The organism is Streptomyces sp. NBC_01334 (genome assembly GCF_035983595.1).
Classification (GTDB): Bacteria; Actinomycetota; Actinomycetes; order Streptomycetales; family Streptomycetaceae; genus Streptomyces; species Streptomyces coriariae.
The window spans coordinates 9,067,655-9,081,326 of record NZ_CP130718.1; the positions used below are offsets into that span (position 1 = coordinate 9,067,655).

The 13,672-nt window shown below is 71.3% G+C and carries 11 protein-coding genes; 10 read left to right on the forward strand and 1 reads right to left on the reverse strand.

Annotation, left to right across the window (positions count from 1 at the left end; all coding sequences use genetic code 11):
* Positions 1-8: 8 nt before the first annotated feature.
* From scoE to OG736_RS40375, 9 genes are all read left to right on the forward strand, one after another.
* Entirely contained in the window at positions 9-899 is an 891-nt protein-coding gene (scoE, locus tag OG736_RS40335; protein WP_327186856.1) for a (3R)-3-[(carboxymethyl)amino]fatty acid oxygenase/decarboxylase, read from the forward strand.
* On the forward strand, positions 896-1,393 hold the full coding sequence (gene scoD / locus OG736_RS40340; protein ID WP_327186857.1) for a (2E)-enoyl-ACP glycyltransferase: 498 nt from the start codon (positions 896-898) through the stop codon (positions 1,391-1,393). Before scoE ends, scoD begins: the two co-directional genes overlap by 4 nt.
* A gap of 20 nt (positions 1,394-1,413) precedes the next feature.
* A complete protein-coding gene (locus tag OG736_RS40345) occupies positions 1,414-2,976 on the forward strand; it encodes a fatty acid-ACP ligase ScoC (RefSeq protein ID WP_327186858.1) in 1,563 nt (520 codons plus the stop codon).
* Positions 2,977-3,009: 33 nt separating this feature from the next.
* On the forward strand, positions 3,010-3,255 hold the full coding sequence (locus OG736_RS40350) for a phosphopantetheine-binding protein (protein ID WP_327186859.1): 246 nt from the start codon (positions 3,010-3,012) through the stop codon (positions 3,253-3,255).
* Entirely contained in the window at positions 3,252-7,499 is a 4,248-nt protein-coding gene (locus tag OG736_RS40355; protein ID WP_327186860.1) for a non-ribosomal peptide synthetase, read from the forward strand. Before OG736_RS40350 ends, OG736_RS40355 begins: the two co-directional genes overlap by 4 nt.
* A 90-nt stretch (positions 7,500-7,589) precedes the next feature.
* On the forward strand, positions 7,590-8,636 hold the full coding sequence (locus tag OG736_RS40360; RefSeq protein ID WP_327186861.1) for an ABC transporter substrate-binding protein: 1,047 nt from the start codon (positions 7,590-7,592) through the stop codon (positions 8,634-8,636).
* 56 nt (positions 8,637-8,692) lie between these two features.
* The gene (locus OG736_RS40365) at positions 8,693-9,667 is read left to right on the forward strand and encodes a FecCD family ABC transporter permease (RefSeq protein WP_327187842.1); all 975 of its coding nucleotides are present in this window, start codon (positions 8,693-8,695) and stop codon (positions 9,665-9,667) included.
* A complete protein-coding gene (locus OG736_RS40370; RefSeq protein ID WP_327186862.1) occupies positions 9,664-10,464 on the forward strand; it encodes an ABC transporter ATP-binding protein in 801 nt (266 codons plus the stop codon). Before OG736_RS40365 ends, OG736_RS40370 begins: the two co-directional genes overlap by 4 nt.
* A gap of 92 nt (positions 10,465-10,556) precedes the next feature.
* Entirely contained in the window at positions 10,557-11,672 is a 1,116-nt protein-coding gene (locus OG736_RS40375) for a substrate-binding domain-containing protein (RefSeq protein WP_327186863.1), read from the forward strand.
* Here OG736_RS40375 and OG736_RS40380 read toward each other — a convergent pair.
* Positions 11,629-12,105 carry a MarR family winged helix-turn-helix transcriptional regulator gene (locus tag OG736_RS40380; RefSeq protein ID WP_327186864.1) on the reverse strand — a complete coding sequence of 159 codons (477 nt, stop codon included), beginning with the start codon at positions 12,103-12,105 and terminating at the stop codon, positions 11,629-11,631. The two genes, OG736_RS40375 and OG736_RS40380, sit on opposite strands and share 44 nt — an antisense overlap.
* A 261-nt stretch (positions 12,106-12,366) precedes the next feature.
* Between OG736_RS40380 and urtA the strand changes: the two genes are divergently transcribed.
* Positions 12,367-13,623, forward strand: coding sequence for an urea ABC transporter substrate-binding protein (urtA, locus tag OG736_RS40385; protein ID WP_327186865.1), 1,257 nt, complete (start codon positions 12,367-12,369; stop codon positions 13,621-13,623).
* Positions 13,624-13,672 lie beyond the last annotated feature (49 nt).

Sequence of the window (13,672 nt, forward strand, 5' to 3'; positions counted from 1 at the left end):
GCACCGGAATGCAGACAGAGGAACAGCCCGGCACCGCGATCGGCGCCACGGTCGAGGGCTTCGACCACACCACCGCCTCGGACGCCGACATCGAGGCACTCAAGAGCATCGTCTACACGAGGAAGATCGCCGTCCTCAAGGGACAGCACCTCTCCCCGCAGGAGTTCCTCGCGCTCGGCAAGCGGCTGGGCCGCCCCGAGACCTACTACGAGCCGATGTACAAGCACCCGGAGGTCCCGGAGATATTCGTCTCCTCCAACGTGCCGGAGAACGGCAGGCAGATCGGCGTACCGAAGACCGGCAAGTTCTGGCACGCCGACTACCAGTTCATGCCGGACCCCTTCGGCCTCACCCTGATCCACCCCCAGGTCGTGCCGGAGAGGAACCGCGGGACGTACTTCATCGACATGGGACGGGCCTACGAGAAGCTGCCCGAGGAGCTGAAGAAGGAGATCGCCGGCACCCGCTGCACCCACTCGGTGCGCAAGTACTTCAAGATCCGGCCGCACGACGTCTACCGCCCGCTCTCCGAGATCATCGACGAGGTCGAGCGCAAGACCCCGGCCGTCGTCCAGCCGACCACCTTCACCCACCCGATGACCGGCGAGACGGTCCTCTACGTCAGCGAGGGCTTCACCGTCGGCATCGAGGACCGGGAGGGCAACCCGCTCGACGAGGAGCTGCTCAAGCGGCTGTTCGAGGCGAGCGGGCAGCTCGACGACACGTTCACGCACGACGGCATCCACCTCCAGGGCTTCGAGCGGGGCGACCTGCTGATCTGGGACAACCGCAGCCTCGTCCACCGTGCCCGGCACACGAGCACGCCGGAGCCCACCGTCTCCTACCGCGTCACCGTGCACGACGAACGCCGGCTGCACGACGGGATCAAGGCGGCATGACGGACGAAGCCCTGCTGGCGCACGTGCTGACGCCGTACAAGGACCACTGCAGATACCTGCGCTCGGCCGTCGTGACGGAGATCGACGGGCGCGCCTCGGCGCGCTGCGAGTTCGAGATCCCCGAGTCGTGCTACATCGACGACACCGGCCATCTGAATTCCGTCGAGGTGAACATCTGCTACAACCAGATGATGTATTACCTCGTGGCCAAGTCCGTGCAGGAAGGACTGGGCACGGGATTCGAGTCCTGGACCCTGGACGACTTCTTCGAGCGCCAGCTCCCGGACATTCTCATCGCCCGTTTCGCCGCCAGTTTCCGGCGCCCGATCGATTCCCGCGCGTTCTCGGGGGAGATGGAATTGAGTTCCGTCACCCGGCGCGTCCCGGCAGCCGGCCACCCGTTCCTCCACGCCGAGACCGCCTACCGCTACCGGGACGCCGGCTCGGGCCGGTGCGACGGCGAGGCGACCCTGGCGTTCGTCAACCTACCCTGACCCGAGGCGAGAGAAGAACCATGACCACGGACAGACTCCCCCACCCGGAGCTCCGGACGCTCGTCCGGACCACGGGATTCCACGCGCGGCACCGGCCCACCACCCCCGCGATCCTGTGCGAGGGGCGCACGCTGACGTACGGGCAACTGCACCGCGAGAGCAACCGCGTCGCCCACGCCCTCCGGGCCGCCGGACTCACCCCGGGCGACCGGGTCGCCTACCTCGGCAAGGAGTCCGAGCACTACTACGAGATCCTCTTCGGCTGCGCCAAGAGCGGCACGGTGCTCGTCCCCGTCAACTGGCGGCTCACCGCGCCCGAGGTCAGCCACATCCTCCAGGACTCCGGTACCCGACTGCTCTTCCTGGAGGACGAGTTCGGGCCGATCGTCGACCGGATGCCGACCGCGCCCCCCGAGACCGTCGTCGCGCTCGGCGAGCGCCTCGCCGCCTGGAAGGCGCCCCACCCCGACACCGAACCGCCGGACACCGCCACCCCGGACACCCCGGTGGCCCAGCTCTACACCAGCGGCACGACCGGCCTGCCCAAGGGCGTGGTCCTCGCCCACCGCAGCTTCTTCGCGATACGGGACGCCCTGGCGAGCGAGGGGCTGGACTGGATCGACTGGCGGGCCGGCGACATCGCGCTGATCGGCATCCCCGGCTTCCACGTCGGCGGCCTGTGGTGGGCCACACAGAACCTCAACGCCGGCACCACGATCGTCGCGATGCGCGCCTTCGCCGCACGCCGGGCCGTCGACCTCATCCGCGACCTTGGCGTCACCACCGCCTGCGTCGTCCCGGCGATGCTCCGCATGATGCTGACCGAACCCGGCGTCCGCGCCGAGGACTTCACCACCCTGCGCAAGACGGTCTACGGCGGTTCCCCCATCTCCGAGGCCCTGCTGGAGGAGAGCCTCGCCGTCCTCGACTGCGAGTTCGCCCAGATCTACGGGCTCACCGAGACCGGCAACACCGCCGTCTGCCTGCCCCCGGCCGCCCATGTACCGGGCGGCCCGCTGATGCAGGCGGCGGGACGGCCGTACCCGGGCGTACGCGCCAAGGTGATAGACGGGGAGGGCCGGGAGCTGCCGCCGGGCGCGGTGGGGGAGGTCTGTCTGGCCACGCCCGCCCACATGGTCGAGTACTGGGGACTGCCCGAGAGGACCGCCGAGACCCTCGTCGACGGCTGGATCCACACCGGGGACGCCGGCTGCCTCGACGAGGACGGCTACCTGTTCATCCGCGACCGCATCAAGGACGCGATCCTCGTCGCGGGCGAGAACGTCTACCCGGCCGAGATCGAGAACGCGCTGGAAGCCCATCCCGGCGTGGCCGAGGCCGTCGTCGTCGGCGCACCCGACGAACGCTGGGGCGAGTATGTGCACGCCTTCGTCGTCCCGGCCCCCGGCCCGCCGGCCCGCCCCCGGGACCTGCACACCTTCCTCGTCCCACGGCTCGCGAGCTTCAAGCTGCCCGCCCGTTACGAGTTCATCGACGCCGTACCGCGCAATCCCAGCGGAAAGATCCTGCGCCGCGAACTGCGCGACCGCTTCTGGCGCGACTCCGCACGCAAGGTCAACTAGCCCCTCACCAGGGCCGGATCGAGAGAGAACGACATGCCTGCTCCCCTCACCCTGGACGGCTTCCGCGCGGACCTGGCGGAGTACCTGTACCAGCATCCCGACGAGGTCGACCTCGACGAGCACCCCCTCCACGCGGGCCTGGACTCCCTGCGGATCGTCACCCTCCTCGAACGGTGGCGGGAGACCGGCGTGGACGTCACCTTCGTCGACCTCGCCGAATGCACCTCGTTCGCCCAGTGGTGGCAGCTGCTCTGCGCCCGCCGGGGAGGAACGACGTGACTCCGCGCCGTCCGCTGCCGCCCGCCCAGGAAGGCGTGTGGACCGGACAGCGGCTCGACCCGGACAGCCCCGCGTACAACACGGCCGAGTACGTGCACATCCACGGCCCGGTGGACGCGGTCCTCTTCGACGAGGCCCTGCACCTCGTGGTCGCGCAGACGGAGGCCCTGCACGTCGTCTACGGCGTCGACGACCAGGGCCGCCCCTGGGAAACGGACGCCCCGGCCGGCGACTGGCGCCTGCACACGGCGGACCTCACCGCCGAACCCGACCCGCACGCGGCGGCCCTGGCCTGGATGGACGAGGATCTGGCGCGCCCCGTCGACCTCGCCCGCGGCCCGGTCTTCGGCCACGCCCTGTTGCGGATCGCGGGGGATGAACACCTCTGGTACCACCGCGTCCACCACATCGCCCTGGACGGCTTCGGCCTGTCGCTGGTCGCCCGGCGGGTCGCCGAGGTGTACACCGCTCTGGTCGCCGGGGAGCCGGTGCGGGAGAGCGGCTTCGGCACCCTGGCCTCGGTGCGGGAGGAGGAGCGTGCCTACCGCGAGTCGCCCCGCTTCGCCGAGGACCGCGCCTACTGGACGGACCGGTTCGCGGACCGGCCGCCCGTGGTGACCCAGGCCGGCCGGGCGGCGCTGCCCGGGCGCACTTTCCACCGACGGGTCGTCGACCTGGACGCGGCGCGGACGGAGGTCCTGCGCGCCGTCGCCCGCGACCTGAAGGTCACCTGGTCCGAGCTGCTGCTGGCCGTCACGGTGGCCCGGCTGCACCACACGACCGGCGCCCCCGAGATCATTCTCAGCCTGCCGGTGATGGGCCGCCTCGGCTCGGTCTCCCTCCGCGTCCCCTGCATGGTCCGCAACATCCTGCCGCTGCGGGTGACGGTTGCCGGCTCGGACAGTCCGCGCGACCTCGCCGTCCGGATCTCGCGCGAACTGCGGGCCGCGCTGCCGCACCAGCGCTACCGCTACGAACAACTGCGGCGCGACCTCAGACTCCTCGGCGGACAGCGGCGGCTGTCCGGCCCGGGCGTCAACATCATGCCCTTCGCCTACGACCTCCGGTTCGCCGGACACCGCAGCACGGTCCACAACGTCTCCGCCGGCCCCGTCGACGACCTGTCCGTCAACGTCTACGACCGCTCCGAGGGCGCCGGCCTGCGCATCGCCGTGGACGCCCACCCCGACCTCTACGACGCGGCGGACGTCGCCGCGTTCCAGGAGGGGCTGCTCGCCCTGCTCGCGGCGGCCGTCGCCGCACCCGACCGGGCGCTGGACGAGCTGCGCGCCCGCGAGACCGTCACGGTCCTGGACGGGGGACCGCTGCCCGGACCGGCCCGCCCGGTGCTCGGCCTGATCGCCGAGCACGCCGCCGGGAGCGGCGGCTCGGTCGCCGTCGAGCACGACGGCCGCGGCGTGACGTACGCGGAACTCCTCGGCTGCGCGCATGACCTGGCCCGCCGGCTGGCCGTCCGGGGGGTGGGCCCCGGAGACCTCGTGGCCATCACCCTGCCGCGCGGCATCGACGCCGTCGTCGCCGTCCTCGGCGTCCTGCTCCGCGGGGCCGCCTACTGCCCGTTCGACCCGACCGCGCCACGGGCGCGTGGGGCCGGGCTGCTGGACGAGCCCCGGCCCGCGCTGGTCCTTTCGGCTGCCACGTACGCCGACGTGATGGCCGACGACCGTCCCGGCCCCGGCACGATTCCACCGGCCGCACCGGCGCCCGACGACCTCGCCTATGTGCTGCACACCTCCGGTTCCACCGGCCGCCCCAAGGGCGTCGAGGTCGGCCACGGGGCACTCGCCCACTTCGTCGCCGGCGCCTCGCACCGCTACGGACCGCGACCCGGCGACCGGGTGCTCGGGTTCGCGCCCCTGCACTTCGACACCAGCGTCGAGGAAATCTTCCTCACCCTGTGCGCGGGCGCCACGCTCGTGGTCCGCACCGACGACATGACCGACTCGGTCCCCGCCTTCCTGGACGCCTGCGCCCGGCTGCGGATCAGCTTCCTCGACCTGCCCACCGCCTACTGGCACGAGGTGGCCCACGCCGTCTCGACCGGAGCCGCAGCCCTCCCCGCCGAGGTGCGGACCGTCGTCATCGGCGGCGAGACCGCCCTGCCCGAACGGGTCGACCGCTGGCGCGAGGCCGTCGGCCCGTCCGTGCGGCTGCTGAACACCTACGGCCCGACCGAGGCCACCGTGGTCGCCACCGTCGCCGACCTCCACGACCCCGACCTCGCCCCCGGGGACGTACCCATCGGGCTACCGCTCCCCGGCACCGGCGCGGCGGTCGTCGACGGCGAACTCCACCTCCTGGGCGGCAGTCTGGCCCTCGGCTACCGGGGGAACCGGCCCCCGGACGCAGCCCGCTTCGCGCCCCTCCACGCCCTGCCCGGAGCCCCCCGCGCCTACCGCACCGGCGACCTGGTCCGCGTCGGCGACGACGGTCAACTGCGTCATCTGGGCCGCTCGGACTCCGAGTTCAAGATCAGCGGGCACCGGGTGCAGCCCGCCGAGGTGGAGAGCGCCCTGCTGGGCCACCCGGGAGTACGCGACGCCGTCGTCGTAGGACAGGTGCTCGAGGGAGGGACACGGCGCCTGGTGGCGTACGTCGTGCCGGACGGGCCCGCCCCGGCGGCGGCCGCGATCAGGGAGCACCTGCGCACGGCGCTGCCCGCGGCGATGGTCCCGTCGGCGGTCGAGTTCCTGGACGAGCTGCCCCGGTCAGGCTCGGGGAAGACCGACCGCCACGCGCTCGCGACGAGACTCCCCGTCACCCGGACCGCGGTGTCCGGCACGCTGGAGCACACCGTCACCGCAGCCTGGCGACAGGTGCTCGGGGCGGCGACCCTGTCCGCGCAGGACGACGTGTTCGAACGGGGTGCCCAGTCGCTCCAGGCCATCCAGGCCGCCAACCGCCTCGGCGTCGCACTCGGCCGGGAGGTGAAGGTCGCCTGGCTCTTCCAGCATCCGACCGCCGCCGAACTGGCCCGATTCCTGGAGCGGCGGGCGGGGCCGGCCACGGTCGGCCCGCCGGAGAGCCTGCTCGCCGACGCCGTCCTCGACCCCGGCGTCCGCCCCGGCGACGGTCCCCGGGCGGGCGGCACACCGGATCGGATCCTGCTCACCGGCGCCACCGGTTTCGTCGGCGTCCACCTGCTGGCGCAGCTCCTCACGAGCACCGGCGCCGAGATCGTCTGCACGGTCCGCGCCCCGAGCCCCGCAGTGGCCACCGAGCGCGTCCGACGGGCCCTGGACACCCACCGGATCGGCCTCACGGACGCGGCACGCGATCGGGTCACAGCGGTCCCCGCGGACCTCGCCCGCCCCCGACTCGGCCTGGAAGAAGGGGAGTTCACCGCACTCTCCCGCACCTGCGACGCGATCCTCCACAACGCGGCGAACGTCAGCATCCTGCGCGAGTACGCCGGCCTTCGCGCCGCCAACACCGAATCGACCAGGGAACTGCTGCGCCTCGCGGCCCCGCGCTCGATCCCCCTGCACTTCGTCTCGACGCTCTCCGTCGCCCCGCCGCTCGCCCTCGCCGCCGAGGTGCCCGAGGCGTTCCTCCCGCCCCACCCCGGGCTGCGCTACGGCTACCAGCAGTCGAAGTGGGCGGCCGAACAGCTGCTGCGCCAGGCCGCCGAGCGGGGCCTGCCGGTCACCGTGCACCGGCTCGGCCGGATCGTCGGCCCGGCCGCCACCGGCCATGTGAACGAACGCGACTTCCTCTGGAGCGTGCTGCGCGCCGGGATCCCCGCAGGCATCGTCCCCGACCTCTTCGAGGAGGAGATCTGGACACCGGTCGACCACCTCGCCGAGGCGCTCGTGCGGCTCTGCCTCGGGCCGCTGGGCCCGGCGACCGTGTTCAACCATGCCGCCACGGCCCCGGTGCGGCTGAGCGACGTCTACGACTGGCTGGAGGAGTACGGCTACCCGCTGCGGCGCCTGCCCCTGGACCGGTGGCGTGCCGAGTTGCCGCGTTCCTCCGGTGCCGCGGCGACCACGCTCGCCTTCTTCGACGCCCGGGACGCGGACCCGCGCGATGCCACGGGCACGGACCTGCGCCTGGGACGGGTCCGCGCCGACAACGTCGCGGACGGACTGCGCACCGGCGGCGTCACCTGCCCGCCCGTCGGCAGGGAACTCGTCCACCGTTACCTCGACCACTGTGTCACCACGGGCAAGCTGCCCGCTCCCCTCGGGCGGCGGAGCCGTCCGGCAACTCCCGCGAAGTAATGGGGGATTGCCGGGAACTCACGCCAGCCGCGCCCCGACTACTGCAACAGAACCCGTCGCGTCACGAGTCCCCCGCTGCAAGGAGCCCGCATGTCGAAGAAACGGCCGGTCGCCGTCGCCCTGGCCGGCGCCCTCTGTCTGGTCACCACGGCGTGCGGCGCCGACTCCTCGACCGACACGGCCGGCGGCAGCGGCGACAAGGCGTCCGCGGCCGCCGCCGGGTCCGGCTACCCGGTGACGCTCGAGAACTGCGGGGTCGCCGAGAAGTTCGGCGAGGCGCCGAGCCGTGTCGTCGTCATGAACGGCGCCTCGGTCGCCGAGGTCTCCACGCTCCTCGCCCTCGGCCTCCAGGACAGGATCGTGGCCAACCAGCAGAGCTACGGCATGTCCGAGGTCACGGGACGAGCCGCCGCCATCAAGGCGCTGCCCAGCGGTGACGTGAAGCTCAACGACGCCTACGACATCCCGCGCGAGGCGATGATCGGACTGCGCCCGGACCTGGTGCTGTCCACGACCTCGTACGGCTTCGACGAGAAGAACGGCTTCGCCACCCGGGAGCAGTTGACGCAGATCGGCGCCCACACCTACGTCTCACCGCAGGGTTGCGACCAGGACACCACGAAGATGACCATCGCCGACAGCTACACGCTGCTGCGTGACCTCGGCAAGGTCTTCGACGTCGGCGACCGGGCCGAGAAGATCGTCGCCGCGTCGGAGAAGCGCATCGCCGACATCGCAGCGAAGGTCAAGGGCGAGCCGCGGCCCAAGGTGATGGTGCTGTTCTCCAACATGGCCATGGGCGGCAACGACTTCAGCTCGGTCGTCGCCAAGGGCATCTACAACGACATCCTGGCCAAGGCCGGCGGCTCCAACGCCTTCGAGTCCGCCTCCGAGACCTCCTTCGCCGACCTGAGCAAGGAGAAGGTGGCCGCCACCGACGTCGACGCCCTCGTCGTCATCGGCTACAACGACCCCGACCCGGCGGCCTACGCCGAGAAACTGCTGAAGGAGTTTCCCCAGTGGCCGGCCGCGAAGAACAAGACGTACGTGGCCCTGTCGGACTCGATGTACCTCGGCCCGAGCAACGACCTGGCGGTCGCGAAGATCGCCGAGATGCTGCACCCCGACAAGGTCTGAACGGACCGAGGCTGTCCCTGGCCGTCGGCGTCCTGCTGGTGGTGCTCGTCGCCGTCATGGTGGCCGCGGTGAGCATCGGCGCGGTCAACATCCCGGTCGGCGAGGTCTGGGGGATTCTCCTGCACCACCTCACCGGGCGGGGAACCACCGGCGACCCGGCCCTGGACCAGATCGTGTGGACCTTCCGGGCCCCCCGCGTCGCCCTGGCCGCCCTGGTCGGCGCGGGTCTGGCCGTCGCCGGGGCGGTGCTCCAGACCCTGGTCTCCAACCCGCTCGCCGACCCCGTCGTCCTCGGCTTCTCCTACGGCGCCTCGCTCGGTGCCGTGCTGGTCATCACCCTCGGCGGGGCGGCGCTCGGCGGACTGGGCGGCCTCGGTGTGTCGGGCGCGGCGTTCGTCGGCGCGCTGGCGGCCGGCGCCCTGGTGTTCGCCCTCGGGCAGCGACAGGGGCGGCTCGCCCCCACCCGGCTGGTGCTGGCGGGGGTCGCGGTCGGCTACGTCCTGCTGTCCGTGACCAGTTTCGTCCAACTGCTCGCGACACCCACCGAACTGCGCACGGTGATGTTCTGGATGCTCGGCAGCGTCGCCGGCGCCCAGTGGAGCCAACTGCCGACCGTCACCTTGGTGGTCCTGACGAGCACGGCCCTGCTGACCCTGTTCGGGCGTCGGCTCAACGCCCTGCTCGCCGGAGACGAGTCCGCCACCGCGCTCGGCGTGGACGTCGACCGGCTGCGCGCCGTCCTGCTGGTCATCAGCGCGCTCCTGACCGGCACGGTCATCGCCGTCGCGGGCGGGGTCGGCTTCGTCGGCCTGATGATCCCCCACCTGGTCCGCCTCACCGTCGGCGCCGACCACCGTCGGCTGCTGCCGCTGAGCTCACTGCTCGGCGCCGTCTACCTGGTGGTGGTGGACCTGCTCTCGCGCACCGTCAACCGACCCAACGAACTGCCGCTGGGCATCCTCACCGCCCTGCTCGGCGCCCCCTTCTTCCTGTGGCTGCTGCGCCGCAACAAGGGCCTGGACACCGTATGAAACTGACCGTGGACCAGCTCCACATCACCCTGGAGAACAAGGCGATCCTCCGCGAGGTGAACCTGGAGGCGGCGGGGGGCGACATCGTCGGACTGGTGGGCCCCAACGGCAGCGGGAAGTCCACCCTGTTGCGCACGGTCTACCGCTCGCTGCGCCCGGCCGACGGAGTGGTGCGGGTGGGCGGTGACGACGTGTGGGAACTGTCGGCGCGCGCCGCGGCCCGGCGCACGGCGGCCGTCCTCCAGGACGCCGGCACCACCACCGGCCTGACCGTGACCGAGATCGTCGCCCTCGGCCGCACCCCCCACCACGGCCTGCTGGGCCGCGACGGCGCCGAGGACCGCGAGGCGGTGGCCGAAGCGGTCGCCCGCTGCGGAGTCGCCCCCTTCGCGCACCGGGACTACGCCACCCTGTCCGGCGGCGAACGCCAACGCGTCCTGCTGGCCCGCGCCCTCGCCCAGCGCCCGCGGCTGCTCGTGCTGGACGAACTCACCAACCATCTCGACATCCGCGCCCGGTTCGAACTGCTCCACCTCATCCGCAGCACCGGCATCACCACCCTCGCCGTCCTGCACGACCTCGACCTGGCCGCCCGCCTCTGCGACCACCTCGTGGTGCTGCACGAGGGCGCGGTGGTGGCGGCGGGTCCCGTCCTGGAGGTCCTCACCCCGGACCTCCTGCGTGACGTGTTCGGCGTACGGGGGGACACGGAACGGCATGCCGACGGCGTCGTGCGCATCACCTACGCGGCCGAGCCGCTCGACCTGGACCGGGAGGCCGAGCCCGCCGAGCGGTGACGCGCGTCCGGGCCCCGGCCCGCATGTGTACGAATGGGTCTCGATCCCGGCCGCCGCTTGGGCTGCGGGAGCGGTGCGGCAATCATGGGGCCATGCACCGGCCCGTCCGTCTCCGTACCCACGAGTGGTTCACGGTCGACGACTCGACCCTGAACGTCGCGCTCGTGTACCCGATGCAGGGGCCCGCCGGGGTGTTCGGACCCACCTGCGAGACCTGCGCCCGGCTGGCCGCGGAGGAGATCAACAAGGCGGGCGGAGTGCTCGGCAAGGAGCTGCGGCTCCTCGAGGTCGACGGGGGCGCCGAGCCGCGGCAGGTCGCCGACGACGTGGAGGCCCTGGTGGCCACCGGGGCGGTGCAGGGGGTGACCGGCTGGCACATCTCCTCGGTGCGGCAGGCGATGGCCCCGCGGATCGCGCACCGGGTGCCGTACGTCTACACCGCGCTGTACGAGGGCGGCGAGCGCACCGACGGCGTCTACCTGACCAGCGAGACCCCCGCCTGGCAGCTGCTGCCCGCCATGCGGCTGCTCACCGAGGCCCGGGGCGTGCGCCGCTGGTTCGTCGTCGGCAACAACTACGTCTGGCCCCGGCGTACCGCCCGGGCCGCCCGCCGCTACGCCCGTGACTCCCGCGGCCGGGTGTGCGGCGAGGCGTATCTCCCGCTGGGCGCCGACGACTTCCACGACGTGCTGGGCCGGATCGAGCGGGCCGACGCCGACGCGGTACTGATGCTGCTGGTCGGCAGTGACGCGGTCCGCTTCAACCGGGCCTTCGCCGCCGCCGGACTCGACCAGCGCTGCCTCAGACTGAGCACGCTGATGGACGAGAACATGCTGCTGGGCAGCGGTCCCGAGGCCACCGTCGACCTCTACAGCACGGCCGGCTTCTTCGCCTCGCTCGCGGACCAGAACACCATGGACTTCCACGGCCGGTACGCCGACCGCTTCGGGGTGTCGGCCCCGACCCCGGGCAGTCTCGGCGAGTCCTGCTACGAGGGCGTACTGCTGCTCGCCGCACTCATCGAACGGGCCCGCACCCTGGACGTCGCCGCCATCGGGGCCGCCGCCGACACCGTCTCGTACGAGGGTCCGAGGGGGCTGGTCGGACTGGAGGGCCGGCATGTGCGCCAGCGCATCTATCTGGCGCAGGCGGACGGTCTCGACTTCAACGTCCTCGCTCAACTGCGCGCTCCGCACGACCTGTCGTAGCGCCGCTTCCGTCCTCGAGCACCTCCGCCAGGCGGTCCAGCAGGACTTCCAGCCGTTCGCCCCGCTCTTCCCCCAGCAGCGGCTCCCACCCCGCCCGGTCGGCCCGCACCGCGCGGACCAGTTGCTGCCGACGCTCCATGCCCCGCGGGGTGAGGCAGGCCAGGACGCGTCGCCGGTCGGCGGGGTCGACCCTGCGGAACACCAGGTTCTGGTCGACGAGTTGGTCGATCAGCTTGGTGGCGCTCGGCGCGGGCATGACGGCGTGGTCGGCGAGGGCCGTCATGTGGTGTCCCTGTCCGTCCGAGAGCAGGTCCAGCACCCACCACGCCTCCACCGAGCAGTCGAACTCCTCCAGCACGGACTGGAGTCGGCGTGCGGCGAGACGCTCGGCCCGGGTCAGCAGACGGAGCAGTTCCTGAGGCCGTCTCGCCATCGCACTCCTCCGCTCGAAGCCCTGGTTCCCCGTGCGGGGTCGGGCAGGAGCCTACCGTAAAAGGTCCTTTCCCCAGGAAGTATCAATGCCCGCTTTATTGCTTCCACCAGAAACTGTTCATCAATTGCGCGGAAACGCGGAGGAAACAGTTTCCTCGCAGGCTGTGCGCCAACGCCGCGGCTACCGAAGCGCGTTGGATCCCCTTTCTCCCCAGAGTCCTTCCGCTCCTTCGCACCGCCCTTCGGGGCATGGAGGTTTTGTATGTCCGGGCTCAGCATCAGCAGGCGTGGCCTGTTGGCCGGTATCTCGGCGGTCGGCGCCTCCGCCGCCCTCAGCGCCTGTGGCGCCAAGACGGGTGAAGGCTCCTCGGCGGACGCGGCCGGCGCCTCCGCCGACACCTCCGGCAGCACGGTCAGGGTCGGTCTGCTGAACTCCCTGTCGGGCACGATGGCCATCAGTGAAGTCACCGTCCACAACGCCCTGTTGCTCGCCATCAAGGAGATCAACGCGGCCGGTGGCGTGCTCGGCAAGAAGCTCAAGGCCGTCAGTCAGGACGGCGCCTCCGACTGGCCCACCTTCGCGGAGAAGGCCGAGGCCCTGATCAAGGACGACAAGGTCGCGGCCACCTTCGGCTGCTGGACCTCGGCCAGCCGCAAGGCCGTCAAACCGGTCTTCGAACGGTACAGGTCGCCCCTGTTCTACCCCGTGCAGTACGAGGGCCTGGAGGAGTCGCCGTACATCTTCTACATCGGCGCGACCACCAACCAGCAGATCGTCCCGGCCCTCGACTATCTCAAGAAGCAGGGCCTGACCAAGCTCTACCTGGTCGGCAGCGACTATGTGTTCCCACGCACCGCCAACAAGATCATAAAGGCCTATGCGAAAGCCAAGGGAATGACGGTGGTCGGCGAGGACTACGCGCCGCTCGGTTCCACGGAATTCGGCACCATCGTCAACAAGGTCAAGGACTCCGGCGCGGACGCCGTGTTCAACACCCTCAACGGCGACAGCAACGTGGCCTTCTTCAAGGAGTACAAGTCCTCCGGGCTGACCGCGAAGAGCATGCCGGTGCTGTCGGTCTCCATCGCCGAGGAAGAGGTGAAGAGCATCGGCACCCAGTACCTCCAGGACCAGTTGACCGCGTGGAACTACTACGAGACGACACCCGGCGCGGCCAACACCGAGTTCGTGGCGGCCTATCAGGCCGAGTACGGCAAGGACAAGCCGACCAGTGACCCGATGGAGGCCGCCTACATCTCCGTGTACCTCTGGAAGGCGATGGTGGAGAAGGCCGGCTCCTTCGACGTCGCCAAGGTCAAGGCGGCCTCGGACGGCATCACCTTCGACGCCCCCGAGGGCAAGGTGACGGTCGACGGCGCGAGCCAGCACGTCTACAAGACGGCCCGGATCGGCAAGGTCGGCGCGGACGGCCTGATCACCGAGGTCTGGAACTCGGGCGGTCCGATCAAGCCGGACCCGTACCTCAAGGGCTACGACTGGGCCTCCGGCCTGTCCTGATCCCGGCCCGGTCCTGCCCCTTGGCCTCGTCCTGATCGGCCTCGTCCCG

Excerpts from the sequence above, each read along its gene's own strand:
- OG736_RS40350 (WP_327186859.1), top strand. The coding sequence starts at position 3,010 with ATGCCTGCTCCCCTCACCCTGGACGGCTTCCGCGCGGACCTGGCGGAG.
- OG736_RS40375 (WP_327186863.1), top strand. The coding sequence starts at position 10,557 with ATGCACCGGCCCGTCCGTCTCCGTACCCACGAGTGGTTCACGGTCGAC.
- OG736_RS40365 (WP_327187842.1), top strand. The coding sequence starts at position 8,693 with ATGGTGGCCGCGGTGAGCATCGGCGCGGTCAACATCCCGGTCGGCGAG.
- scoD (WP_327186857.1), top strand. The coding sequence starts at position 896 with ATGACGGACGAAGCCCTGCTGGCGCACGTGCTGACGCCGTACAAGGAC.
- OG736_RS40360 (WP_327186861.1), top strand. The coding sequence starts at position 7,590 with ATGTCGAAGAAACGGCCGGTCGCCGTCGCCCTGGCCGGCGCCCTCTGT.
- OG736_RS40380 (WP_327186864.1), bottom strand. The coding sequence starts at position 12,105 with ATGGCGAGACGGCCTCAGGAACTGCTCCGTCTGCTGACCCGGGCCGAG.
- OG736_RS40370 (WP_327186862.1), top strand. The coding sequence starts at position 9,664 with ATGAAACTGACCGTGGACCAGCTCCACATCACCCTGGAGAACAAGGCG.
- OG736_RS40345 (WP_327186858.1), top strand. The coding sequence starts at position 1,414 with ATGACCACGGACAGACTCCCCCACCCGGAGCTCCGGACGCTCGTCCGG.
- scoE (WP_327186856.1), top strand. The coding sequence starts at position 9 with ATGCAGACAGAGGAACAGCCCGGCACCGCGATCGGCGCCACGGTCGAG.
- urtA (WP_327186865.1), top strand. The coding sequence starts at position 12,367 with ATGTCCGGGCTCAGCATCAGCAGGCGTGGCCTGTTGGCCGGTATCTCG.